Genomic DNA, 26218 nt, shown 5'->3' on the forward strand with positions numbered 1-26218 from the left:
TTTTCCCGCCGGGTTTTTCGTTTCTTGCCTGCATATTCAGCTTCAGCGAAGGTCAGCTGGGTCATTTTCTAGGTTCCCGGTTGGAAAACTGTATTTTGCCAGAAATGGGCTATTTTTCAGAGATGCCTTAGACTTTCACACCTTCACCCTTATGTCTTGGAGGCAGAATAAGGAGAAAAATGCTTGTAATAACCAGCAACACCGCGGCAATAAGAAAAAGGGCCTGATAAGCCTCCACAGGGTGCTCTCCGGATTTTGTCAGCGCAAAGCTATCGATAACGATCCCCGAAAGCGCCTGATAGACAAACACGCCCAGAGAAAAGGCGATCGTGCTCGAGAAGACTCTTTTCGACAGGTTACTTTCATCGGAGTCCGCCCGAATCTCCGCCAGGATTAATGTCGTTGGTGCGAGGCAGAAACCGAGAATAAAAAGAATGCCCGTTATACTGGCTACCGGCATATCCCCCCAGGCCAGCAGAAAGAAAATACCACTGGAGATGCACATTAGCAGCGGTGTTGTCCAGTGGTGCAGGTATCGGCCAATTAACACACAGCCGCTAGAACCCAGAGCAAAACCGATCGTCATCAGCAGCAAAAACAAGCTGACATGCGTCTCTTTGAGCTGGTAGGCGCTGATAAGCCAGGGCCCTCCCCAGAGACCGCCCACCGTTGTCATTGAGCCCAAAAGCACCATAACCGCCCAAAAGCGGATAACCACGAAACGACTGAATACTTCACGCCATGGCGCATCGCCAAGCGCACCTTTCTGCTGCTTAACATTATCCAGGCTGAAAAACAGGATTATGCCCATCACTACCGCTGCCGCCGCAAGGGCGAAAATGGTGTGGCGCCAGGTGAGAAGCGAGATTAACAAGGCGAGAGGGGCGGTCGCCAATACCGCTCCCAAACGGCTGATGGTGCTGACTTCGCCCCAATAGACCCTGAACTTTTCATCAGAGCGGCCATTGCCCACCCAAATCATTGCCGCGCCGACATAGGCACCGGCGCCAAAACCAATCAGAAAGCGGGATGCGAATAGCATCCAGGCGTCCTGCGCCGCGCCAAAACCCAGCGCACCAATAATCACAGAGCCGCTCATTAACAGAATGACGGGCTTGGTGCCAAACTTCTCGACCCAGCGGCTGGCCAATAACGCTGAAAATATCGCCCCAAGGGAAACCGCACTGGCGATCACCCCCATTTGTGTGGCGGACAGCGAGAAGGTGGATTTCAGTGTAGGGGTGAGTACGGCGGGGCTGTTTCTGAGCGTCTGATAAATCAACGGGATAGCGGAAATCAGGGCGATAACCCAGCCAATAGAAAGACGGGTTTCTGATTGAGGCATTCCGTATTACATCCTTTAGCATCCCGCAAAGATTCAAGAATAGAAAATTTACGATCTTTGTATGTAATCTAGAAGTAAAAGAACTTTTATGCCAAGGATCTGGCCAACCCGGTTTGAAGTTGGCAGACGAGTCAGCATTCGCAACGCCCTGCAGTACATATTGTTTATAGAAGCTGGCAGCGGATTAATTCACTGGGGAAATACCGCGGGCAATGTTGGGGCATCCGGCTTCAGCCACCATCCCCTATGTTGAGAACCACCTTGCCCACCGACCTGCCACTGCGCAGGCACTCGATGGCCTGATGGGCCTGCTCAAAGCCAAACTCATGGCCGATGTAGGGGGCGGGCAACGCCAGTTTCGCACAGCCATCCAGCAGCGCATCAAAAAGCGCCTGCTCCTGCCACAGCCAGATCAGGTTAAACGCGAGTACCGAGCGATTGTTGCTGATCATTGCCATCACGTCGTAACGCGGCCTGGTGAGATAGAGCCAGGCGGCCTTGAGCCAGTTGGGCCTGTCAGCGGGGGTGAACTCCGCAGCGCCGAATACCACCAGCCTGCCGGTGGGCGCCAGCGCCGCAAACGACTGCTTTTGCACGCTGCCGCCAATACCGTCCAGTACCGCGTGCAGCGGTCTGCCCGCCAGCTGACGCTGTAATTGCGAGGCAAAGTCCGGGCCGCGCACGATGACTTCGGCAAAGCCACGCTCGCCGAGAAACGCCTGCTTAGCGCTGGAGCCCACCGTGCCGATGGCAACAGCTCCCATCTGCCGCAGCATATTCATGGCCTGCAGACCGACACCGCCGGCGGCGCTGTGTACCAGTACAACCTGCCCGGGCTTGACGGCGCCGAGGTCGGACAGGGCGTAATAGGCGGTCAGAGTCTGCACCGGAAAAGCTGCTCCCTCGGCAAAGCGCCAGCCCTGCGGTATTTTCCGGCAGTGCCGGGGCTGTACATCCAGGTAATCGGCATAACCGCCGAAGCGGGTGCAGCCGTAAACTCGGTCGCCAGGCTGGAGGGTCGTGTCGGCGGACTCGCCGATTGCGGCGACTGTACCGGCAAATTCCAGCCCGAGAATAAAACTGCCTTGCGGAGTGGCGGAGTAAAGACCTGTCAGGGCGAAAATATCGGCAAAGTTGAGGCCAACGGCCTTTACGCGGATACGCACTTTATCGGCGGCCAGAGCCGGCAGCGTCTCCTCTTGCAGGCGCAGGTCGCTGATCGCCCCGGCCTTGTCTGTACGCCACACGCGGCGCCGTTCACTCATCTGCTTTCTCCGGCAACAAACAGGATTTTATGGCAGTGGCCCATAACGCTGCCGTGTTGGTTTTTCTGCTGTGTCGCGGTGACTTTCCGTGACCGGTTGTTTTTACAAAACCCCAAAATCCGGCTTTCTTCAAGTCCGGTTTACACCCTTCAGTTTTCGCCGGCCAGTTGCGGGTCTGTACGCAGCGTCATCATCGACAGGCACTGCGAGAGCAGCGCGCAGGTCATGATACCGGCCACCAGCGGCAACGGCTTGCCCTCGAAAAACAGGCTCACCACCACAATCCCCACGGCACCCAGCAGCATCTGCAAAGCGCCCCCCAGAGCCGCCGCGGTGCCGGCGATGGGACCGTGGGCCTCCAGCGACAGCACCATGGTGGTGGGAACCACGAGGCCGAGAAAGGCGTTGCTGATCATCAGCATGACAACCAGTAGCGGAAAGCTGTCGGCGCCGAGGGAGAAGAGCACGAACATGGCGCTGGCACTGATGGCGAAGCCGGTGATCGCGGCCTTCACCACCACCACCTGCCCCACACGCTCACCCAATGTGGCCGCGAACTGGCTGGCGATAAAAAATCCGACCGCATTGAGGGAAAACGCCAGGCTGAACTCCGTCGACGAGAGGCCATAGTGGCCGGTATAGATAAACGAGGAGGTCGACAGGAAGATAAAAAAGCTCGCCATGCCGAGACCGCCAATGGCGGTGAGGCCCATATAGCCGCGGTCGCGAAAGAGGGTGTAAAAGGCGCGCATCATGGCGGAGAAACGAAAAGGCACCCGCTGCTGCTCCGCCAGTGTTTCCGGCAGGCTCCAGAATGCCAGCGCCAGCGCCAGGATCGCCGCCAGCCCCACCGCCCAGAACACCGCCTGCCAGCCAAAGGGATTGATAACCAGGCTGCCTACAAGGGGCGCCAGCATCGGGGAAATGGAAATGACCAGCATGACGGTGGTCATCAGCCGCGTCGCCCGCGTGCCGGTGTAGCAGTCGCGGATGACCGCCCGCGGGATCGACATTCCGGCCGCGGCGCCAATGCCCTGAAGAAAGCGCAGGGCGATCAGCCACTCGATGGAGGTGGCCAGCGCACAGCCGATCGAGGCAGCGGCAAACAGCGCCAGCCCGAAATACAGGGGCGGCTTGCGCCCGAACATATCCGCCGCCGGGCCATAGAACAGCTGGCTGACGCCGAAGGCGATAAAGAAGGACATGAGGGTGTACTGGGTCAGCTCCACCGGCGCCCCGAGGCTCGCGGCGATCTGCGGCAATGCCGGCAGATACATATCGATGGCGAATGGGCCGACACAACTGAGCAGCCCCAGAATCAGGGCCATCTTGATAAAACCGAGGTTCATTACTGCTGTAAACCATGCTGGTCCCGGGCCAGGTTGCTGGCCCGGGAGTTCAATAACGGCCTGTTTGACGATCGGCAGCCTGGGCCGCCCTGGACTGAGCGGTGGACTGGACTGGCATCAGGCGGAATCCTCGTCCTGCCGGTGCATCCAGTACTTTTCCATTTTGAGGAACATGAAAGACGCAGACCAGGTGATCATCATCAGACCGGTCAATGCCTCCAAACCCGCGGTAAAACGCAGATGCCCCAGAGGCTCGATATCACCGAAGCCAAGGGAGGTGTAGGTGGTAAACGAAAAGTAGGCGCAGTCGATCAGGCTGCCATCGAAATTACCCTGCATCGTTTCGAACACTTCCGAGTGCACCATAAAGTAATAACCCAGCGCAAACAGCCAGATTTCCACAACATGGGCGATCAGGGCGCCGAAGACGCCGATCAGCAGGGCCAGGTTGCGGTGCACGGTAAATTTCCGGCCAATGCGGAACAGGCCGTTCAACGCTTCATGGTGGATCACCACCACGGCGGCCACCAGAAATGAATTGATCAGGAATGCCAGTGCCATCTCACCGCTTTCGTTGGAAAAAATCCCTGACAAGGTCTCCACCCTCCTCTGCCATGACACCGCCCTCTATGGCAATGCGATGGTTGAAGAATCCGGCCTGCGCCAACTGCAGCTGGCTTTCCACCACACCCGCGCGGGGCTCGGTGGCACCGTAGACCAACCGCGCAATGCGCGCGTGGACCATAGCCCCGAAACACATGGTACAGGGTTCTATGGTGACATACAGGGTGGCATCCGGCAGGCGATAGTTGCCCGCGTGTTCCGCCGCGCGGCGCAGGGCCACAATCTCGGCGTGGGCGCTGGGGTCGCAGTTGCCGATGGGGCGATTACTGCCCTCACCGATGATTTCGCCGTTGCGCACCACCACCGCGCCGACCGGCACCTCTCCCCGCTCGGCGGCGATTTCCGCCAGTTCCAGGGCGCGCTGCATCAATGCGTAATCTTTCGGGGTTGCCATTGGCGGGGTCATTCCACTTCTGTCGGTTGATTGGCGCTCGCTGCGCGTTGTTGTCTTCGCGGTCGGTTTTACCGGCGGCTCACCATGCGACGGATGACAAAATCCGCCTGCAGCTGCAACTGCTCGCGCTGCTCCAGCTCCGCCCGAGCCACGGCATCGCCTTTCCAGGCAAAAGGTGTCATGGATAGAAAGTCCGCGATGGCTGGCGTTCCGTTCAGGGTAAACAGGAAGCAACAGCGCGACTCCACCTCCGGCACGAACCCCGCCAGCGGTTTGGGCGGCGCGTGCTGGCGCGGCTCCCGGTAAAGCGCCTGCTTCAAGGACCACAGGTGCTCAGGGCCCGGCGCAACATCGACGATGGAGCCGCCCGGGTTGAGCACGCGGCTCAGCTCCCCGGCATCCCCCGGGGCGAAAACCCGCAGGATATGGTCGACGCTGTCTGTGGCCAGCGGCAGATCGAAGTTGCCCGCCACCACATACTGGCTGCCCGGCTGGCTCTTGGCCGCCATGCGCACGCCGGCCTTGGCAATATCCACACCGGCGAGGGCATCGGCGGGCCATCCCGCCCGCCGCAGCTGGCGTGTGTAATAGCCCTCACCACAGCCCACATCAAGTAATTGCCGGCCTGACTCGAACGGCAGCAGGGCGGTAATGGCATCAGCCAGCGGACGGTAGTGCCCGGCCTCGAGAAAACCGCGGCGGGCCCGCAGCATCTCGGCGGAATCCCCCGGCTCTTTGGAGTGCTTGCGCTGTACCGGCAGCAGGTTGACGTAGCCCTCGCGGGCGCGGTCGAAGGTGTGACCGTTGTCGCACTGCCAGCTCTGTTCGCGGCACGCAAGGGGCAGTCGGCACAGGGGGCATTGCCAGATCATTCCAGTTCCAGTGTTTTCAGTTCTGCAGCCGCGGAAGTCCCTTTGTTGAGGATCATCTCCGCGGCTTTTTCGGCGATGGCGATCACCGGCGCGTTGGTGTTGCCGCTCACGAGGGTCGGCATTATGGAGGCGTCCACCACCCGCAGTCCATCCACGCCGTGAACCCGCAACCGGGCATCCACCACGGCGTCATCATCGCTGCCCATTTTGCAGGTACCCACGGGATGATAGATGGTTTCGGCGTGCTGGCGGATAAACGCCTCGATCGCCTTGCGCGAGCGCAGGCTTTTCCTCGGGCTCCAGAGGCGTTTTTGATAGCGTCGCAGATCTTCCTGCTCGAGAATCTCCCGGGCCATCTCGAAGCCTTCCACCATTACCTGCAGGTCCTCCGCGGCGCTGAGGTAGTTGGGCTGAATCAGCGGAAGATCCTTGGGGTTGCTGCTCGCCAGGGTGATTTCACCACGGCTTTGCGGGCGCAGCGCGCAGGCGTGCAGCGAATAGCCAAAGCCGCCCGGCTTCCTCATCCCGTGATCAAACAGCGGCGCGGCCGTGAAGTGAAACTGAATATCCGGGTGGGTGCCCGCCAGGCTGGAGCTGGCGAAACCGCCGGCCTCGGCCACATTGTTGGTCAGTGGGCCACGGCTGGCCAGTAGCCACTCCGGCAGGTGCAGCGCATCTTTCAGCATCGCCCCCAGTGAGGTGGAAAAGGTCACCGGCGCGGAAGCTCTCACCACCTGCGTCACATCCAGATGGTCCTGCAGGTTGCGGCCGACGCCGGGAAGGTGCGCCTGGGGCACAATACCGTGCTGCTTGAGCGCGGCCTCATCACCGATTCCCGACAGCATCAGCAGTTGTGGTGACTGAATGGCGCCGGCACACAGCAGCACCTCCCGGTTGGCCAGCACCCTGCGGCCGTTCAACATCTCCACGCCAAGCACCCGGTCGCCGCGAAAAAGCAGCCGGGCCACCTGGCTGTTGGTGAACACATTGAGATTGGCGCGGCTCTTTACCGGGTGCAGATAGGCCCGCGCCGAGGAACAGCGCCGGCCATGCTTCTGGGTCACCTGATAAAAGCCCACACCGCTCTGCTGGCTGCCGTTAAAGTCGTGGTTAAGCCGGTGCCCCGCCGCCTGCCCTGCTCGCACAAAGGCGTTGCCGGCTTCGGTGTGCCACTTCAGGTCGGAGACTGCCAGCGGGCCGTAGCCACTGTGATACGCGTCGCTGCCGCGCTCGTTGCCCTCTGCCAGCAGAAAGTAGGGCAATAGATCGCGCCAGCCCCAGCCGGGATTGCCGGCCGCCGCCCAGGCATCGTAGTCGGCGCCGTTGCCGCGCATGTAGATCATGGCATTAATGGAGCTGCTGCCGCCCAGGGTGCGCCCCCGGGGCCAGAACAGGCGCCGGTCATTCAGCTCCGCCTGCGCCTCGGTGTAATGGTGCAGGTTGTAGCGCTTGCCGGGCACCAGAAAACTGATCCCGGCCGGTATCTGGATCAGCGGGCTGCGGTCGGGCCGGCCCGCCTCCAGCAGGCAGACCCGGTGTTTCTCATCGGCACTGAGGCGGTTGGCCAGCACGCAGCCCGCGGAACCGCCGCCAACAATCACATAATCAAAAACCATTTCACGGGGCATAGGGTTATCTCTTTTATCTCTTCTCCCTCGTTACACTGGGACACTACACCCAGCCCCGGGAATTTTCTATTGCCGTGCGCGCCGCAGCACACTTCCCTAGGGTACTGAGTAGCGCATTTGGCAGAGCCCTTTGAGCGCCCCTTTGAGCACTCCTTTGATGATCTCTTTGATGAGCTCTTTGATGAGCTCTTTGAGGAGTCCCTTGAAGAGCCCCCCCCTGAAGAGTCCTCAGCAGACAAATCTGAACGTCCGTGTTCAGTATGACCGATTAAGAAATTCGCGAGGCTAAAGGTTAGCCAGGCCGGCGCTGCAGGGTGAAATGGGAAGAGACGGCATACCTCTGGCGTGCACCAGACCCTGGCTGGTAGCAGGAACGGACGGGGCATGAAGGACAGAGAACGAAGGACAGAGAACGAAGGGCAGAGGACAGAGGACAGAGGACAGAGGACAGAGAACAGAACGCAGAGAGCAACAGAACACAGAAGAGGATGCCAACTCGGAACTGTTGACGCCGCTAACCCCAAAACCTGCGCCAGCGCGATTCCTCCCCACCCCGCCGTAAGCCGATGGAAAGGCGGCGGCCTGCGCCTCCTGAAGAGCCCCGGGACCGGAGGCGGGTAATCCCGCCCCCCTAATCTCACCTGTTTAACCCAGCCTTTTTAATAGTCTGCGTTTAATAATGCGCGCACACTGTGGGCTTTCTACAAGCCCCCTACAAGCCCCCTACAAGATCCCTACAACCCCCGACAAACCCCCGACAAACCCTCCACAAGCCGTTTACCAACCCTCTACAGGCCCTTTAGCGCTAAAAGGGAGTGGCAAAGAGAGCGTCCACTGGGTACCGGCTGGGAGGCAGGCATCAGTGGCTGGCGCTCTCCGCAGTTAGCGGCAAGTCCACCGCCCGCCCGACACGCTTGCCATCGGCACTGCGGGCGCGCAGCGCCAGGACCTGGCTGTCGGCAGCTGCCATCACCACCAGCTGCCAGCGCTCACCGTCAAAAAACTCCACCGGCAGCCCTTGGAAAGGCACCGCCACCTGCAGCATGCCACTCACCCACACGGCGCCCGGCACCGGTACGCGATACCCCACACCGGCAAGATCCAGCTTGTACAGTTCCTTGCGGCCCAGGGTCGCGGCAAATTCCTTCCAGTCGCCGGCCAGCGCGGCTGTGTCCACCCAGTCGGTCTCTTGGGAATATACCTGCCCGGGTTGCGGGGGCAGCTCCCACGGCGCCCGATGCCAGGCCCGCTCCGCCAGCGCCAGCAGGCGCGGGTAAATCATGTACTCCACCTGGGCATCCGTGCGCACCACTTCGCTCCACAGCTGCCCCTGGATGCCACGCACATGGGCGACAAATTCCGCCGGCGGCGCACTGGCACTCCAGCCGTTGCCATCGCGGTCGGTGGACACCTCTGCCAGCTGCGCCGTATTGAGCGGCGCGTAACTGAAAGTCTTCTCGGTATCGATATAACGTGACGCCCAGTAGTAACCGCTCTCCTGCGGGTCCACCTCATAGGGCATATCGAAATAGAGAAAATCGGAGTGAGACTGCACCACATCGAAGCCCGCTTCGGCCAGATGCACGCTCTCATCGCCTCCCCCCCAGAACAGCGGACCCCAGGCGTTGGCGTAGTTATCGGCCGTGGCGAGCTCACTGCCGGCGTCCGCGATACGCTTCACGCCGTCATGCCAGGCCGCCATAGTGGCAATGCCGGCGGCGTCCACCAGCGCGCTCACCCGCCTGGCATAGTGCTCATCGAGCTTATCCATGGACTCCACCACGCCATCGGCCACCAGTTGCCGGCACTGGGGCGACCCGCTCCAGGGCTGCTGACGGGCGGAGGCCGGGGCATCGCCCTTGTCCGGATCACTGCCGGGCGCGTCCTCAAAGTTGCCACTGGCGAGGATATTAACCGCTTCATCGCCGCCAAAATGCCAGGTGCGCAGTGGCGCCCCGGCTGCCTCGTGCATGGCCTGCACTTCGCGGATCAGTTTGTCGACAAAATGATAAGTAGAGTCGATACAGGGGTTGATGTAGCTGTCGTCGTAGAACTGTACCGACAGGTAACGGGTGTCATCCTCGGGATCGATCAGTCGGTACTCACTCGCCCGCTCCGGGGCGCTCTCGGCCAGACGGCGATAGCGGGCCTCCATGGCCACCACCGCTGCGCGGGCATGGGCGGGCATATCGAATTCCGGCACCACTTCGATATGACGGGCAGCCGCGAAGCGCACAATCTCGATATAGTCCGCAACGCTGAAGAAGCCGCTGCCATTGTTATCGCTCTTGGGACCGGAGCCCAGCTGCGGCAGCAGGCACTGATTTTCTTCCAGATCGAAGCAGCGGCGCCCCCCCACCTCTGTCAGTTCCGGCAGGCCCGGAATCTCCAGACGCCAGCCCTCGTCATCGGACAGGTGGAAGTGGAAGCGATTGAGTTTGTACGCGGCCATCTGGTCAAGCAGCCGCAACACCACATCTTTGGAGTGGAAATTGCGCCCGACATCGAGAAACATACCGCGATGCCCGAAACGGGGGGCATCCTCGACCACGACCGCGGGCAAGGTCTGCCCGCGGACATCCGCCAGCGCCAGCAGGGATTGCAACCCGTAAAAGGCACCGGCCTGGTCGTAACCGACAATGCGTGCACCGGAGGGCTGCGTCTGCAGCCGGTAGGCTCCGGTTGTGGCCCCGGCGGCGGCATCCTCGAACCGTGCTGGATCGATGGCAACACTAACTGGGTAGGCCCGCGGGTTTTCGGAAGCAGATTCCGAAGCAGAAAGGCCCAGGGATTGCAGGCGGGCTTCAATGGCCGCGGCACTGGCAGGTACCATAACGCCAGACTGAAGGGCGATGCCGTTGTCAATCGTCACCGGCTCGCCGATAACACGGGTAGATAACGGCCGCGGGATGATGCGCTCGCGCCAACCGGGCACGATTTGACTGCCTCCAGCGGTATAGTTCCGAAAGCGGCTGGCGGCATCCGCCAGGATATTGGCGTCCGTCGCAGTGCGCTTCCAGTTGTTCGGGTCATTCTTGCCGATCGGCGCTACCAACCCATCAATACTGTCATGGTCGGTGGACGCAATCACCCGAGCCTCGCCCCGAGCATCCACCACAAACAGCCGCGGCATAAAGTCGGATTCGAACTGCATCCAGTTTTCTGCGAGAAAATCCAGCTGCAGCGTCTCACCCGCAGCGATGCCGCTGAACTTTGCATTCGGCGTCAGCCGGTGCAGGTCCCCTTGCACATGCTCCAGGGTGAAATCTTGGCGATTCCGCAGCTGAAAAACGCGTCGAATACTGTGGAAGTACAGGGTCCAGTCGCGCTCATCAGGCTCAATCGCAGCGCCGCCGTTGCCGAGCGAGATGCGGAAAGTGGAACAGGTGGCACCACTGCCGCCAGCGCGCTTGCAGTCCGCCCGCAGCGACTTATCCACCCCCTGGAAGTTGCTGAGCACCTCCTGGGTCACAGAGAAGTGATCGGCAATACGCACAGCCGGCGGCTTCTCAAGAGGCTTGCCGCAGGCGGTTAAAAGCAGGGCCAGGGTGGCGGTGACTGGAAGACGGTGCATAGGGCTTCTGACGCTTATTTATTATCGGTTTGGTCGACTCCATTCTGCGCCAGCGGCAGCAAAAAGACAACGCTGTCAACACGTGTTGTGGAGAGATTGGGGGCTGCTCGCAGTACCGTCTGGATCTGTCTGTTCCTAGATTAAATTTTCATATGCAGGTTTTTTGTGTCGGATAGCCGGCAATAAAAAACTATGGCGCGGGCCTTGTCGCGGCAGCCCAATTTTGGTCAACACTAAGCGAAGCCAGAGTTGATGCGGCCTGCGGGGCAGTGACTGTATTCAACACGCGGTCCACCTCTAGGGCTTGCACAGGACACAGTGGGTATGAGATACATCGGTAAGAAGTGGGTGAACCATAATAAATCCAGCGGTTGTCTTTACGCCGCACAGGAAGAAGTAAACACCCTGGGGTAGATCCAATGGAAATCTGCAACATCCGTTCTCGTGCCCGCCGACACCTCCCGTACGTGTGCGCCCTGCTTTTGACTCCGCTCGCGAGCCACTGCCTTGCCGACGACCTGTTTATTCCCGATTCCACTACCGCCTTGAACCTGCAGGCGGACAACGCCTTCTTCGTCGACAGCGCCTTCGGCATGAACAACGCCGCGCTTTACAAGGCGGCGGAAGACCTTCGCAACAACTCGATGGGCAACGTACAGCGCCAACTGAATTACCAGTGGCTGCAGATGTACACCAACCCGGACGAGTTTGAGCCCATCAAAGGAGGCAAGGCGGTCAACGAGATTCTGCAAATGGGCTGGCGCACCTGGCGCGAACAGAACCGCCGACGCAGCAGTGGCCTGCTGCGCTATACCGATGGCCACGGCAAAATCGGCAAGTCCTTCGACTACGACGTGCGCCTGACAGGCGACAAATTCAACTTCTCTTTCGAATACGAATTCTGATATTCGACTCCCGGACACGGAAGTCCGCACCGCCACTCAAGGCATCTCTGCACCAGCAAGCCCGCGCGTTTGATAGAATCCTCCGCCACCACAACTGATCAGGCGGAGTAAACCGTGACACAACAGCCCCCTCCCACCAGTTTCACCGACTTGCCCTTCGCCGGGGTGGGCAAACGCCTTGCTGCGCTGCTCTACGACCTGCTGATCCTGGCTGGCCTGCTGATGGTTTACGGGTTCCTTGCGATGATGGTTACCTCCGTATTCGGCGGGCTGGAATGCCGCCCGGATCAGCTGGATTACAACCCCTGCGTCAGCGGGCCGCTGCTGCAGGTGGGCATGGTTCTGGTGGTTGCGGGGTACTATGTCTGGTCCTGGCGCGGAGCCGGCCAGACCATCGGTATGCGGGCATGGCGTTTGATGGTGGCGAGCCCAGAAGGGGTACAGCTGAGCTGGAAACAGTGCGCCATCCGCGCCCTGGTGGCCCCGGTTTCCCTCGCAATGTTCGGCGCAGGCTACTTTTGGGGCTTGACGCGCAAGGACAGGGCCAGCTGGCACGACTTGGCTTCGGATTCCCAGGTGCGCCAGCTGCCCAAGCGGGGGAAGAAATAGTCCATCAAGCGCTGCCGTTAGCGGCGGGTTAACGCGCCCGCCGCAACAGCATCCAGCCAATGCCGAAGCACAGCAGTATCGGCACCATAACGGCAATAAACGGCGGGAATCCAAACACCAGCGAGGATGGGCCGAGCATGTCCTGAAGGGTCTGGAACACGATCCCCACGATCACCCCGGTAAACACGCGCAGTCCGGTGGTCACCTCGCGCAGCGGACCAAAAATAAACGAGATGGCCACCATCACCAGACTGGCGATGGTCAGCGGCTGCAGCAGCTTCTTCCAGAATTGCAGCCAGTAGCGGCTGGCATCCTCATTCTTGCGGTCGAGGAAGCGCGCATAGGACCAGAGGTTGCTGGGGGAAAGGTCCGAGGGCAGCGGCACCACCAGTGCAAACAACTGCGGTGAGATATCCGTTTGCCAGCTCGCGCGCTTTTGCGCGTCGCTCTGCACCAGCTCCTCCGCGAAACGGGTCGCGCGGCTGTTGCTCAATACCCACTGGTTTTCGGCAAACTGCGCCCGCTCGGAAAATTCCACCCACTCGAGTTCGCGCTCCGCGTCAAAGTGGTAACGGGTAATACCGTACAGGCGGCCACCGGATAGCGCGGCATTGAAATGAATAAACTCATCGCCATCGCGCATCCACATGCCACTTTCCAGGCCGGCATCATCGAGATCGCCAAGGGCGATGGCCTTGCGGCTCTCCGCAACCTGATTGGTAACCGGTATTACAAACTCCGCCAGCGCCATCCCGAGGATAATCAGCAGCAGTACCGGCTTCATCACCGCCCAGGCGATGCGCCCAATGGAAACGCCGGCCGCCCGCATCACCGTCAACTCGCTGGTTCCGGCCAGAGTGCCGAGCCCCACCATACAGCCGACCAGAGCGGAAAAGCCCAGCTGCTCATAAAGGCGGCTGGGAATGGTCCAGATGATATATTGAACCGCCTGCGCGGTTTGATAATCCGCGTCCATCTCGCCCATCTCATCGACGATGGCAAAGATGATATCCAGACCGAGGATGATCATCAGCACGGCGCCGATGGACATCGCCACGGTGCGGCCGATATACCAGTCGAGCTTATACATCCCGGGCCTCCGTCTTTTTCGCCGGGGTATTGCCTGCCGGTGCCGGCCTGGAGCGCCGGAACCAGTCGCGCCCACCCAGCAACAAAAGCCCCAGGATCAGGAAGGGCGGGTGCACCAGCCAGATGGCGGCCGGGTTGTTAATTTTTCCATCCTCCACGGCGCCGCGCACGCCCTGCAGCAGCACCAGGTAAACCATATACAGCAGGATGGCCGGGATCATCTTGGCGTAGCGCCCCTGACGGGGGTTGGTGCGACTGAGCGGCACCGCCAACACGGCCACCACCAGTACCAGTACCGGCAGGCTGAGGCGCCAGTTGAGAAAAGCCCGCTGTTCCCGCCCGTCGCTGCGCCACAGCTCCAGAGTGGAGGCGGCCTCCAGGCGGTCGCTCTGGCTCTGGCGCATACGCGGGATGTCCAAAAGAATCTCGTAACTGTCGAACTTCATCACCCGGTAGTCCCGCTGGCCAGGCACCCCCTCGTAGCGATAGCCATCCCGCAGTACCAGATAACGCAAGCCGGTCTCGGCATCGATCTGCTGCACCCCCTCGCGGGCAAAGTGCACGATCTGGTAATCCGTTTCTGTTTCCGCGCGCGTGGAGCCGAGTTCTGCCAGGAACACATCGTACATGGTCGACTTGTCCGCACTCAGGGCATCGGCGTAATAAACCGCGCGATCGCCTTCGGTAGAGACAAATTTCTTCGGCACCAGGTGATCGAATTCATTGCGGGACTTGTCTGCTGTCAGCAGTCCGGAGGAGCGCTCGGCACCGGTCGGGGTGAAGTACAGACTCATAGCGCCCACCACCACCGCCACCAGCAGCGCCGGAGCCAGGGTATAGGCAAGCAGGCGGCGCTCGCTGAAACCGCAGGCGTGCAGCACCGTCATCTCGCTCTCTATATACAGGCGCCCGTAGGCGAGCAGGATGCCCACGAAAAATCCCAGTGGCAGCACCAGCTCCAGGAACCCGGGCAGGCGATAGCCCATCAGCGAAAAGAGGATACCCGCAGACAGGTCCCCCGCCGCCGCTTCGGCCAGGTATTTCACGAAACGACCGCTCATCACCATCAGCAGCAACACGGCGCTGACTGCCAGCGTGGCGTAAAGCAGCTCGCGGCAGAGGTAACGGAAGATAATCACAGGATAAACACGTTCCTTGGTGACAGCGCAGAATGGGAGTCCGGATCTAATGTGATCAAGTTTATGCCCCCTGGAGCATTCCCGGCGCCCAGAGGTTAAACTTGTGCGGCGCATTATCGCCAAAATTATTTCCGATGTCTCGGTCGCGAGGCTCCCGCGTGGATTCAGTGTGGATCGCGAGCGGGTTAACAAGAGAAGGAAGAGGAATCATGCAGTTCTCCGCCAAGGTCTTCGAAGCCAGCAAGCAGCGCACCGCCTGCGCCATCATTCCCGTGGATGCCAAGAACCGCTTCACCGCCAGTGGCACCGCACTGGATGAAGCCTGCGGCGGTGCGATCAGCACTCTGCTGAAGCGCAAAGACCTGGACAGCAAGCTCGGCGCCACCCAGCTCCTGCCGATGACCGAGGGCCCGGCCGAACGGGTGCTGCTGGTCCGCAGCGGCGAGGGCGTGCTGAGCCAGGCGGATTTTCGCAAGCTCGCCGGCGCCAGCGCCAAGGCGGTAAAAGGCTATAAAGACGCCGTCAGCTATCTGACCGAGCTGGAAGTCAGCGACGCGGACAGCACCTGGCAGGCTCAGCAGCTCACCCTCGCGGCGGGGCTGGCAGGCTACAAGTTCACGCGCTGCCTGAGCGATGCCAAGCCCTACCCGCTGGCCAAGTTCCATGTACAGGTCCCCGAACGCAAGCTGCTGAACGCGGTGAAGAAAGGTGTCGAGATAGGCGCAGCCCAGGCCTCCGGCAGCAACCTCGCCCGCGAACTGGGCAATCTGCCCGGCAACATCTGCACCCCGACCTACCTCGTCGGCCAGGCCAAGGAAATGGCCAAACAACACCCAAAGATCACCACTTCCGTGGTCGATGCCAAAAAGATGGCATCCCTCGGCATGGGCGCCTTCCTCAGCGTTGCCAAAGGCAGCGACGAACCGCCGGCTCTTATCGCCATGCAGTACAAGGGCGGCAAAGCGGGCCAGAAGCCCGTGGTGCTGGTGGGCAAAGGCATCACCTTCGATACCGGCGGCATCAGCCTGAAGCCGGGCCAGGCTATGGACGAAATGAAATTCGACATGTGCGGCGCCGCCAGCGTTTTTGGCGTGATGGCGGCCCTGGCCGAACTGCAGCCCGCCATCAACGTGGTCTGCCTGGTGGCCGCGGCAGAGAATATGCCCAGCGGCGGGGCCAGTAAACCGGGGGATATTGTGACCTCGATGTCCGGCAAAACCATCGAAATCCTCAATACCGATGCCGAGGGGCGGCTGGTACTGTGTGACGCCCTCACCTACGCCGCCAAATTCAAGCCGGAAGTGGTCATCGACGTGGCCACCCTCACCGGTGCCTGCGTGATCGCGCTGGGCAACCCGGCCAGTGGCCTGTACGCCAACCAGGACGAGCTGGCCAGCCAACTGATCGCCGCCGGTGAGCGCAGCGGCGACCGCGCCTGGCGGATGCCGCTGTGGGACGAATACCAGCCGATGCTGGATTCCAACTTTGCCGATATGCAGAATATCGGCGGCCGCGAGGCGGGCTCCGTCACCGCCGCCTGCTTCCTGTCGCGCTTTGCCGAAGACTACACCTGGGCTCACCTGGATATCGCCGGCAGCGCCTGGTATTCCGGTGGCAACAAAGGGGCCACCGGCCGCCCGGTACCCCTGCTGATCGAATACCTGCTGAACAAGTAAGCGATTACTCGCCGGCCCCAGCACTACCCAGGGGCCGGTGAAAGATTTCGCGACGCTAGGTCTTAATGCCGCTGACCAGCCACACTGGAAACCGGCAGCGCAGGCCTGTATCGCGTAATCCGGCATCCATCAGCCTTTTACTCTTAGCCATCGCCACCACCATCAACTGCTTACAGCCCGAGAAGTCATGACCCGCATCGACTTTTACATCCTCTCCTCCGAAAGCCTGGATTCCGGCGACCTGTTCGCCTGTCGGCTGGCGGAGAAGGCCCATCGAGCCGGACTGCGGGTGCTGATTGCCGTGGATAACGCCGAGCGGGCGGCAGCGCTGGACAAACTGCTGTGGACCTTCCGCGAAGACGCCTTCCTGCCACACGACCGGCAGGTGGAGGCAAAACATGCGCCGGTGGAGGTCAACTGCGGCGAGGACCCCGGCGAGCACCACGGCCTGTTGATCAACCTCTGCTCCGAAGTCCCGGGGTGGTTCAGCCGCTTCGAGCGACTCGCCGAGATTGTCGTCCAGCAACCAGCGGCCCTGAAACGCTCCCGGCAGCGTTATGGCTACTTTCGCGACCGCGGATATCCGTTACAATCTCATCGCATCAGTAACCACTAACTTCGCGCCTCTGGATCGCAGCAAATGGCCGGCAAGAAGCACAAGCACAGACAGCGCCCGCAACAGCGCGGCGGTTCCAGCGACCTGCTGGACGAGCTGAATTCCCTGCGCGATTTGCTGGGCACGGATGACCTGTCCGATATCCCCCTGCTGGACCAGGTGGCGCAGCCGGGTCCGAAAGCGCCACACCAGGCCATGGCGAACCGCCCCGGAGCCAGCCAGCCCGGGGCAATACAGCCCGCAGCAAAACAACAGCCTCTCGATGCAGACGGCCTGCCCATCCTGTTCTCCCCTGTGGATGCCGGGTTAGCCGAGGGTTTCCATTCAGACCTGAATGCAGCCGATGGTGACCTGCTGGGCGGCTTGCAGGATTTGCCCACCACCGCCACACTGGCCAAGGCGGTCACCGTGGACAGCAAGCCAGTTCCTGCGGGCGCCGAACAACAGAGCGACCTGTTCGACGCGCCCGCCCTCGACCCGGCGGAAAACCCGTTCCTGCCCGCCCATATCCGCGCCCGCCTGACCGGTGGCAGAGTGCCCAGGGGATCGCAGCTGAACGAGGGCAGCACCCTTCAGTCCGCCACAATCGATACCCGGCGGGAGCTGACGCCCTCCACCCAGCTGCCCAGCAAAGAGGGTCCGGAGACGGAACAGGCAGGCGCCGATCAGGCCCGGCAGACGGAATCTCCTGACCGGGAACGCGCCCAGCAGCGACAAAAACTGGTGGATCGTCTAGTCGCCAGCCAGCTGCCAGAGCTGGAGCGGCGGCTGCGCGCCCGCATCGAGATGATGATCGACGAACTGGAGGCCAAGCGCTAAAGCGCCTCCTCCCCTCTAGCGCCAGCTACCTGATCCCACGAAGATTGGCGCCCTTCGACCGGCAAGCGCCCTTTTGCCGCCCCCCGGCGCGGCGGTATAATTCCCGCCTTTTTCGGCGCAGTGACAGCCTTGCCCGCACTCTTCCGTGCGGCAACGCCGGCGCCCGCAGTCAGTCAACACAAGGTTTCCCCACCCGCATGGACAAGACATACCAGCCCAACGCCATCGAACAGCAGTGGTACAAGACCTGGGAAGAGAACGGCTATTTCAAGCCCAACGGCGACACCCAGGCCAACCCCTACTGCATCATGATTCCGCCGCCGAATGTCACCGGCAGCCTGCATATGGGCCACGGTTTCCAGGAGTCCATCATGGACGCGCTGATCCGCTACCACCGCATGCAGGGCGACAACACCCTCTGGCAGGTGGGTACCGATCACGCCGGTATCGCCACCCAGATGGTTGTCGAGCGCCTGCTGGCCGCCGAGGGCACTGATCGCCACACGCTGGGCCGCGACAAGTTCATCGAGAAGGTGTGGGAGTGGAAGGAGCAGTCCGGCGGCAACATTACCCGCCAGCTGCGTCGCCTGGGTGCCAGTCCCGACTGGTCCCGCGAGCGCTTCACCATGGACGACGGCTTCTACAAAGCGGTGCAGGAAGTGTTTATCCGTCTGTACGAGGATGACCTGATCTACCGCGGCAAGCGCCTGGTGAACTGGGACCCGAAACTGCATACCGCCATCTCTGACCTCGAAGTACTGAACGAGGAGGAGCAGGGCCACCTGTGGCACTTCCGCTACCCGCTGGCGGATGGCTCCGGACACCTGGTGGTCGCCACCACCCGCCCGGAAACCATGCTCGGCGATACCGCCGTGGCCGTGCACCCCGAAGACGAGCGCTACAAGCACCTGATCGGCAAGACCATCAAGCTGCCACTGGCGGACCGCGAAATTCCCATCATCGGTGACGATTATGTGGAGCGCGATTTCGGCACCGGCTGCGTGAAGATCACCCCGGCGCACGATTTCAACGACTACGAAATGGGCCAGCGTCACAACCTCGAGATGATCAATATTCTCGACGCGGACGCCAACCTGAACGACGCCGTGCCGGAGAAATACCGCGGCATGGAACGCTTCGCCGCGCGCAGCCAGATTGTCGACGATCTGGACGCGCTGGGCCTGCTGGAAAAAATCGAGCCACACACCCTCAAGGTGCCTCGCGGCGACCGCTCCGGCGTGGTGATCGAGCCCTGGCTCACTGATCAATGGTACGTGAAGACCCAGCCGCTGGCCGAGGAAGCCATCAAGGCGGTCGAGGACGGCTCGGTCAATTTCGTGCCGAAGAATTACGAGAACATGTACTTCTCCTGGATGCGCGATATCCAGGACTGGTGCATCTCCCGTCAGCTCTGGTGGGGCCACCGCATCCCGGCCTGGTACGACGACAATGGCAACGTCTATGTAGGCCGCAGCGAAGAGGAAGTGCGCCAGAAGCACGACCTCGGCGACATCGCCCTGCAGCAGGACGAGGACGTACTCGACACCTGGTTCTCCTCCGGGCTGTGGACCTTTGGCACCCTCGGCTGGCCGGCGGATACCGAGGAACTGAAGACCTTCCACCCCACCTCGGTACTGGTCACCGGCTTCGACATCATCTTCTTCTGGGTCGCCCGCATGATGATGCTGACCCTGTACTTCAAGAAGGAAGTGCCCTTCCATACCGTATACGTACACGGCCTGGTGCGCGACAGCCACGGCCAGAAGATGTCCAAGTCCAAAGGCAATGTGCTCGACCCCATCGACCTCATCGACGGAATCGACCTGGAAAGCCTGGTGCAGAAGCGCACCACCGGCATGATGCAGCCGCACCTGCGAGAAAAAATCGAGAAGCAGACCCGCAAGGAGTTCCCCGAGGGCATCGCCCCCTACGGCACCGACGCCCTGCGCTACACCTACTACTCGCTGGCCTCCACCGGGCGCGACATCAAGTTCGATGTGGGGCGCATCGAAGGCTTCCGCAACTTCTGCAACAAGATCTGGAACGCCTCCCGCTACGTGCTGCAGAACTGCGAGGGCCACGACTGCGGCCAGGATGGCAGTGGCGACTTCGAACTGTCTCTGGCAGATCGCTGGATTATCTCCCAGCTGCAGCGCACCGAGAAAACCGTGCGCGAGGCCATGGACACCTACCGCTTCGATTTAGCCTCACAGGCCCTGTACGACTTTATCTGGGCCGAATACTGCAGCTGGTACCTGGAGCTGTCCAAGCCGGTCCTGTGGGACGACGCCGCCTCCAGCGCCATCAAGAAAGGCACCCGCCGCACCCTGATTCGCGTACTGGAAACCGTACTGCGCCTGGCGCACCCGATGATGCCCTACATTACCGAGGAAATCTGGCAGCGAGTGAAAGGGCTGGCGGGCAAGAGCGGCGACACCATCATGCTGCAGCCCTACCCCGAAGCCAATGAAAACCGCATCGACAGCGAGGCGGAAGCCGCCATCGCCGCCCTGAAGCAGGTGATCGAGGGCGTGCGCAACATTCGCGGCGAAATGAACATTTCGCCGGCGAAGAAAATTCCCCTGATCCTGCGCGGCGGCAGCGCCGAGGATCGCCAGAATCTGGATAACGCCCGCGCGCTGATGATCAAGCTGGCCAGCCTCGAGTCCGTCTCCTGGCTGAATGCCGGTGAGACAGCCCCCGCCTCCGCCACCGCCCTGGCCGGGGATGTGGAGCTGCTGGTGCCCATGGCCGGCCTGATCGATGTAGCCGCCGAATCTGCGCGCCTGCAGAAAGAGATCGACAAACTGACCAAGGAACTGGCCCGCGTGGAAGGGAAACTGAAAAACCCGAAATTCGTGGACAAGGCCCCCGAGACGGTGGTCGAGAAGGAAAAAGGCAAACTGGCGGAGATGCAGAGCGCGCAAAACCGCCTGCAGCAACAATTGGAGGAGATCTCCAAACTCTGAGTGTCATTGCTGTCCAATAGAAGCCATGACCAGTAAAAGCCATGACCAGTAAAAGAAAGGGGCCACAGGCCCCTTTCTTTTATGCTCACACCTGTACTCACCTGTGCCCATACCTATGCACACTCCAGCCAGCAACGAATCGCTCAAAAGATCCTACCCGCACGGGCAAGGAGTCTGGCCGTTTAGCAGCTAACAGTCAGCAGCCAGTAGCCGGCTGGCGGCGACCGATGTGGCAATCATTCTCCTGTACCGGCTTGGCAGCCCCTTCACAGCCAGCGCGCTTATAACCACCTTCAGTTTCCCGGCGCATCAACCTGCCAGCTGGTAAAGCTGCGAGCCGATAGCCGCCAGACCGCCAGACCGTTATAGTGTTACCGAGCAGGGCAACCTCCGGCAATGGGAGCACTTCCGCTTGCGAAGCCTCTCAAAGCCGCAACGCCAGCAGATGCCCGGCATTAGAAGAGATAACGGGTTTGGTGGTCACCGTGCCACACCATCTTCTGCAAAGTGCCGCCGCCACTGGCGCAGTGACCACCCTCGGTAAAGTCTGGCACAAACCCCGCTTTTAAATACAAATTGATCGCCGTGGTATTTTCACTGGAAACCCGTAACATTACTGCCCGGTGTCCGTCTTCAAGCGCAAGGGTGCGCAGGGAATTGATCAGTTCCAAGCCAACACCCTGCCCACGGACAAGCGGGCTCACCCACAGTGAAACCAGCTCATACTCCCCCCCGGAATCAACAGCACCAATCAAGCCGACCGCCTGACCGTCATGGCGCGCGATCAAGAACCTGGGCCCCGCCGCACCAGAAGCGATAAACCGCCACTCTGCCGGGGTGAGTTTCTCGGCCTGTTCATGGGTGATGGCAAAGGCATCCGGTGAATCAATGAGTGACTGCAGGCGGATATTGCGCAAAAGCTCCCACTGACTCTCCACGACGGGCATAACTTGCATAATTCGCGACCCCAGATTTTCATCTTCCATCTTCCATCTTCCATCTTCCATCTTCCATCTTCGACCTTCGACCTTCGACCTTCGACCTTCGACCTTCGACCTTCGACCTTCGACCTGAACCTTAACCTATAACCGCTAAAATCTATCACCTGGAGCCTGGAGCCTGGAGCCTGGAGCCTGGAGCCTGGAGCCTGGAGCCTGGAGCCTGGAGCCTGGAAAAGATTAAATTAAGATTTTCGAAAATCTTTTCCAGGCAAGGCAACAGCGCCATTCAAAATATAACTACAAGATTACTCGCATAATAACCGAGATATCGCACGCATATCTTACAGCGAACACCTAGATGGATATTATCTAGAGGATTTCAGGGAAGCAGGAAATTAGCCAGCCACCTCGGAAATACAAGCCCAATAAATACTAACGCATGATCTACAATCCAACTGCAAAATCCATACAACTTCGTCGGCGGAAGAATTATTGCCAGGATTCATTGCAACTTATTCATTTCCTATCCATGATTGACACCAACTCATGCCGGAGTGTCGAATAACTCAGGGTGGGCTTCCACAGCCAAATAAAAATCCATGACTTACATTCTCGCCCTGCTGCCAACCCGGTTTATCTTTACAGCTGGTGAGTGCTCGGGTGGATCATCAACAACCGGGCTTGCCCCAGCCGAGAAGATACTGATAAGCAGCGTAATTTTCCCCTCAACCCTTGATCAATTAGCTCAATACACTATATACATAGGAAGGGCATGATGATTTTCAGGACAGGAAAGCCCGCTTTCACGCCGTATAAAACCACAACTATTCAAAGGCCCGCCGATGAAGACGTTTAAACAGGCGTATGAAGTTCTCAAGGACGCCGAGATATTTCACCGGGAGATCGCGGATTTTTATCGCCATTTAATGGAAAAATCCGCAGATAACCGCACCCAGTTGCTTCTCAAGCACATGATCAAGCACGAGGTCAGAATGGCGAAAAACCTCGCCAACTACGGACAGGTCGGCCAGCAAAAGGTAATGAAAACCTGGCTGCAGTACACCCAGGAGGAATCCGCCAAGGATTTTATCCACAATCTTGAGTTGAGCGACCCGCCAACCATCAAGGAAATCAATGGCATGCAGCGGTCGGTGGACAGGTATTTTTCCGAGCTCTACCAGGCGGTTTATGACGCCATCGAGTCCCTGGAGGTAAAAGAGGTTTTTGAGGACCTCAAGGAAGTGCAGGACAAGGAGCGCATTACGCTTTCCATGGCCACCAACTCGCTCTGGGATATGTAGCCGCACTTTCCGGCCTTCATTACCCGCCATGCCCAGCGTCGCCACAATATCGGTGGCGACACAGCCGGCTGCTCTCCGCCGGCGAACCAGCTCATCACCTGCCGGCTATCCAGGCAAGAATACCCATCGACCCGCAGAGCCCTCAGAGCCCTCAGAGCCCTCAGCGAGGACATACCGAGTGCGGGTTTATTTCAGCGGGTGGCAGCCAAGCAACTGCCTAACATGACGCAGATATTTTTTTGACTAAATTAAAAAAACCCGCTGCCGGCAGCGGGTCCTCTCTTTCTAATAGTGATCAGAACTCGTAGCGAGTGCGCAGGTAGTAGAAACCACCCTCGAACCCAAAGGGCGTGAACTGGCTGTAGCGGTTGCCCGCACCATCGGCGGCACCGGGATTTTCTTCCGGGTACTGATCCAGTAAATTCTGCGCTCCGAGAATCACTGAGGCTTTGTCAGTCAATGTGTAACCCACCTCGGCATCGACAATCAACTCGCCCGCGTAAACCTGCCCATCTTCCGAGTCAAACCAGTCATCATAGGCGCTTACCCTGGCCATCAGTCGCCAATCACCCAGCGTGGTATTGCTGGAAAGATTCCAGCGGGTTTCCGGCAGCCCCTCTTCCAGCTCGCGAATACGCGTGGCATCGATCGTGTCGGGGGAGAAACTATCCACCGTGGTATCGGTTTTGTTGAAGGCAAGACTGATATCCGTATTATCCCCAATCATGTCGGTGCTGTAGGTCGCGACGATATCGACACCTTTGGTGGTAGTGTCAAAATCATTGGTAAAAAAGCGGAAATTCTGCAGGTTGGCAGCACTGGTCACACCTGACGCCACCAGGCTATCGACCTCCGCCTGAGTCAGAGAATAGAGTTGCGACGGCGCGATACGCCCCTCCACTTCGATATTGAAATAGTCCACGGTCACATCCACGGGCCCAATGGAGAAAACCGCCCCCAAGGTCCAGTTGGTGGATTCCTCCGGGTCCAGCGGTTCACCACCGCGCAGTTTGGCCACTGCATTGGTGGAAGGGATGGTACCGTTATTCACCAGGTCGTTGAGTGCCAGGTCGAACTCGGTGGAAACATTAAAGGCATTGGACTGACCCGGTGTCGGCGCGCGGAAGCCGGTACTCCATGAACCGCGCAGGGCCAGGTTATCCATCACATCGAGATTGGTTGCCAGCTTGCTGTTGGTGGTGGTTCCAAAATCCTCGAAATCCTCAAAACGCAGTGCAAGACCAACGAGCCAGCCGTCCATTACGTCAGCTTCCAGATCCACATAGGCCGCCTTGTTGGAACGGCTCCACTGCCCTCCGGCCAGCGGGCCAAAACCGGGGAAACCATTCGAAGCGGCACTGAAACCCTGTTCCGCCAGTGGACCGATTTCGTAGGAGGCCTGATCGCCGGTCGTGATCTCAAAGGTCTCATCGCGCCATTCAAGGCCCGTCGCCACACTCAACTCCGAGGCCAGCCCCACCTCAAACCCCTTGACGAAATCGGCATTGAAGTTTTTCTCCAGTTGGGTATAGGCACCCGGGTCGAATGACGTTGGCGTCAGGGGGCCCAGCGAGGCATTGACGGTGTTATAGATGAAGAAATCCACATCGTTGTAGCCCAGCGATGCACTCACATCATAGGCCCAGCCATTTGCCATCTCACCGCGCACACCGGCCACACCGGACAGATCGGTAACCTCACCGCCGAAGCGCGGTGTAAAACCGCCGGGAAAGAGCTCCTGAAAGGAGAAACACTCGCTGCTGGTAAGCGCATCCTCGTGGCTGAAGCCGACGCAGTCATCCAGGCCATTGCTGGGATCGAGATCACCGATCAGCGGATTCTCATCTCCGTCGGCATACACCGCACTGCGAGTTTCCGGGTTGCGGAAATAAAAACCGCCATCCACCTCCTTGGAGGCGTAGTTGCCAAATGCGTAAAACTCCTTGCCGCCGCCGAGTTCGAGCCCGAGATTAACCACACTTTTCAGGTCGTCGTTGATTTCCGGGCGCCCCCAGATCTGCGCCGGGGTGGCCACTTCGGTGTTGCCGCCGGCGATTAATGCTGCCGCGTCATTGCGCTGTATGCTGCGGTCGGTGTCCTCCTGGGCGCCAACCTCAAAGCTGACGTTGACGAACCCCTGTGAAGTGAATGGCATACCGTAGTTGGCCGCTATGGTGTACTGGCGGCCATCACCTTCATAGAACTGTCCCGCCTTTACCTCCATGGCGCCCCCATCGGGCGCATTCTTCAACTCGAAATTGATCACTCCAGCAATCGCGTCCGAGCCATATTGCGCAGCAGCGCCATCGCGGAGCACTTCCACCTGCTGCAGGGCAATCGCCGGAATCTGGGCGATATCCGGCCCCTGGGCACCATCGGAAACACCATTACCCAGCCAGGCAATCACCGCCGCGCGGTGACGCCGCTTGCCGTTGACCAGCACCAGTGTGTGATCCGGAGCCAGGCCGCGCAGGTTGGCCGGACGCACGAGGCTTGCCGCATCACTGATAGGCTGTGTATTGACGTTATAAGAGGGGATCACATTGCGCAGCAAAGAGTTGAGATCGGAGTCTCCCTGATTCACAAAATCTTCACCGCTGATGATATCGATCGGCACTGCGGAATCAGCCGCCGAGCGGCCCTCCACACGGGTGCCAATGGTTACGACTTCCTCCATGAGCTCTTCCTGAGCGCCTGCCGGACTGGCGGCAATCGCTAACGCGAGAAGGGCGGGCGGGTGTACTCTAGTAATCATTTTCATAAATGCGTTCCCTGTCATTATTCGTTATTACTGGAAATACGGACGTTATCAGTCGCCCACTTAATAACTGCAAATTTCATGACAACTCAGATAGCTCAATGAAACACAACGCATAGATCGACAGAAGAAAAAATACACGCCCCATGGCGCGCTTAGCGCCAATCCGACATAAAACAATCAATGACCAACAATTAAATTGACCCACAAAAGCGCACTAAAAATTAATTTCAGCACCGCGATAGATCATTAGAAATTAATCCTGCGTCAAACTTACAAAATGCGCAGGCATAAAAAATACGCCATCAATAGACCATTTTGATAACCTACCATCCTGCTAACCGG

The 26218-nt window shown here is 59.7% G+C and carries 19 protein-coding genes; 7 read left to right on the top strand and 12 right to left on the bottom strand.

Annotation, left to right across the window (positions count from 1 at the left end; genetic code table 11):
• Positions 1-127: 127 nt before the first annotated feature.
• The 8 genes from ABEA58_RS07470 to ABEA58_RS07505 form a co-directional block, all read right to left on the bottom strand.
• The gene (locus tag ABEA58_RS07470; protein WP_345550237.1) at positions 128-1345 is read right to left on the bottom strand and encodes an MFS transporter; all 1218 of its coding nucleotides are present in this window, start codon (positions 1343-1345) and stop codon (positions 128-130) included.
• A gap of 230 nt (positions 1346-1575) precedes the next feature.
• Complete coding sequence (locus ABEA58_RS07475) at positions 1576-2610, bottom strand: alcohol dehydrogenase catalytic domain-containing protein (RefSeq protein WP_345550239.1); 1035 nt, start codon at positions 2608-2610, stop codon at positions 1576-1578.
• A 149-nt stretch (positions 2611-2759) separates the two neighbouring features.
• Positions 2760-3959, bottom strand: a complete 1200-nt coding sequence (locus ABEA58_RS07480) for a multidrug effflux MFS transporter (RefSeq protein ID WP_345550241.1) — start codon at positions 3957-3959, stop codon at positions 2760-2762.
• A 117-nt stretch (positions 3960-4076) separates the two neighbouring features.
• Positions 4077-4553 carry a potassium channel family protein gene (locus ABEA58_RS07485; RefSeq protein WP_345550242.1) on the bottom strand — a complete coding sequence of 159 codons (477 nt, stop codon included), beginning with the start codon at positions 4551-4553 and terminating at the stop codon, positions 4077-4079.
• On the bottom strand, positions 4522-4977 hold the full coding sequence (gene tadA / locus ABEA58_RS07490; protein ID WP_345550243.1) for a tRNA adenosine(34) deaminase TadA: 456 nt from the start codon (positions 4975-4977) through the stop codon (positions 4522-4524). The genes ABEA58_RS07485 and tadA overlap by 32 nt, the downstream gene beginning before the upstream one ends.
• Positions 4978-5045: 68 nt before the next feature.
• On the bottom strand, positions 5046-5849 hold the full coding sequence (locus tag ABEA58_RS07495) for a putative RNA methyltransferase (protein WP_345550244.1): 804 nt from the start codon (positions 5847-5849) through the stop codon (positions 5046-5048).
• Positions 5846-7477, bottom strand: a complete 1632-nt coding sequence (locus ABEA58_RS07500; protein ID WP_345550245.1) for a GMC family oxidoreductase — start codon at positions 7475-7477, stop codon at positions 5846-5848. Before ABEA58_RS07500 ends, ABEA58_RS07495 begins: the two co-directional genes overlap by 4 nt.
• An 859-nt stretch (positions 7478-8336) precedes the next feature.
• Entirely contained in the window at positions 8337-11051 is a 2715-nt protein-coding gene (locus tag ABEA58_RS07505; protein ID WP_345550246.1) for a family 20 glycosylhydrolase, read from the bottom strand.
• A gap of 419 nt (positions 11052-11470) precedes the next feature.
• Here ABEA58_RS07505 and ABEA58_RS07510 point away from each other — a divergent pair, with 419 nt between their 5' ends.
• A complete protein-coding gene (locus tag ABEA58_RS07510) occupies positions 11471-11956 on the top strand; it encodes a hypothetical protein (protein ID WP_345550247.1) in 486 nt (161 codons plus the stop codon).
• Between the two features lie 114 nt (positions 11957-12070).
• Positions 12071-12565: an RDD family protein gene (locus ABEA58_RS07515; protein ID WP_345550248.1), complete on the top strand. Its 495-nt coding sequence runs from the start codon at positions 12071-12073 to the stop codon at positions 12563-12565.
• Between the two features lie 28 nt (positions 12566-12593).
• Here ABEA58_RS07515 and lptG read toward each other — a convergent pair whose 3' ends face one another.
• On the bottom strand, positions 12594-13655 hold the full coding sequence (gene lptG / locus ABEA58_RS07520; RefSeq protein WP_345550249.1) for an LPS export ABC transporter permease LptG: 1062 nt from the start codon (positions 13653-13655) through the stop codon (positions 12594-12596).
• The gene (gene lptF, locus ABEA58_RS07525; protein WP_345550250.1) at positions 13648-14793 is read right to left on the bottom strand and encodes an LPS export ABC transporter permease LptF; all 1146 of its coding nucleotides are present in this window, start codon (positions 14791-14793) and stop codon (positions 13648-13650) included. The genes lptG and lptF overlap by 8 nt, the downstream gene beginning before the upstream one ends.
• Positions 14794-15002: 209 nt before the next feature.
• Here lptF and ABEA58_RS07530 point away from each other — a divergent pair, with 209 nt between their 5' ends.
• The 4 genes from ABEA58_RS07530 (at position 15003) to ABEA58_RS07545 (ending at position 20873) form a co-directional block, all read left to right on the top strand.
• Positions 15003-16469, top strand: a complete 1467-nt coding sequence (locus tag ABEA58_RS07530; protein WP_345550251.1) for a leucyl aminopeptidase — start codon at positions 15003-15005, stop codon at positions 16467-16469.
• 187 nt (positions 16470-16656) lie between these two features.
• Complete coding sequence (locus tag ABEA58_RS07535; RefSeq protein WP_345550252.1) at positions 16657-17085, top strand: DNA polymerase III subunit chi; 429 nt, start codon at positions 16657-16659, stop codon at positions 17083-17085.
• Between the two features lie 24 nt (positions 17086-17109).
• On the top strand, positions 17110-17904 hold the full coding sequence (locus ABEA58_RS07540) for a hypothetical protein (protein WP_345550253.1): 795 nt from the start codon (positions 17110-17112) through the stop codon (positions 17902-17904).
• 197 nt (positions 17905-18101) lie between these two features.
• A complete protein-coding gene (locus ABEA58_RS07545; RefSeq protein WP_345550254.1) occupies positions 18102-20873 on the top strand; it encodes a valine--tRNA ligase in 2772 nt (923 codons plus the stop codon).
• Between the two features lie 455 nt (positions 20874-21328).
• On the opposite strand, the gene ABEA58_RS07550 is transcribed toward ABEA58_RS07545, so the two are convergent.
• Positions 21329-21880, bottom strand: coding sequence for a GNAT family N-acetyltransferase (locus tag ABEA58_RS07550; protein ID WP_345550255.1), 552 nt, complete (start codon positions 21878-21880; stop codon positions 21329-21331).
• 776 nt (positions 21881-22656) lie between these two features.
• Here ABEA58_RS07550 and ABEA58_RS07555 point away from each other — a divergent pair.
• A complete protein-coding gene (locus ABEA58_RS07555; protein WP_345550256.1) occupies positions 22657-23115 on the top strand; it encodes a TenA family protein in 459 nt (152 codons plus the stop codon).
• A 295-nt stretch (positions 23116-23410) separates the two neighbouring features.
• Here ABEA58_RS07555 and ABEA58_RS07560 read toward each other — a convergent pair whose 3' ends face one another.
• Positions 23411-25792 carry a TonB-dependent receptor plug domain-containing protein gene (locus tag ABEA58_RS07560; protein WP_345550257.1) on the bottom strand — a complete coding sequence of 794 codons (2382 nt, stop codon included), beginning with the start codon at positions 25790-25792 and terminating at the stop codon, positions 23411-23413.
• Between the last annotated feature and the right edge of the window lie 426 nt (positions 25793-26218).

This window comes from Microbulbifer aestuariivivens (assembly GCF_039545115.1).
Taxonomy (GTDB): Bacteria; Pseudomonadota; Gammaproteobacteria; order Pseudomonadales; family Cellvibrionaceae; genus Microbulbifer; species Microbulbifer aestuariivivens.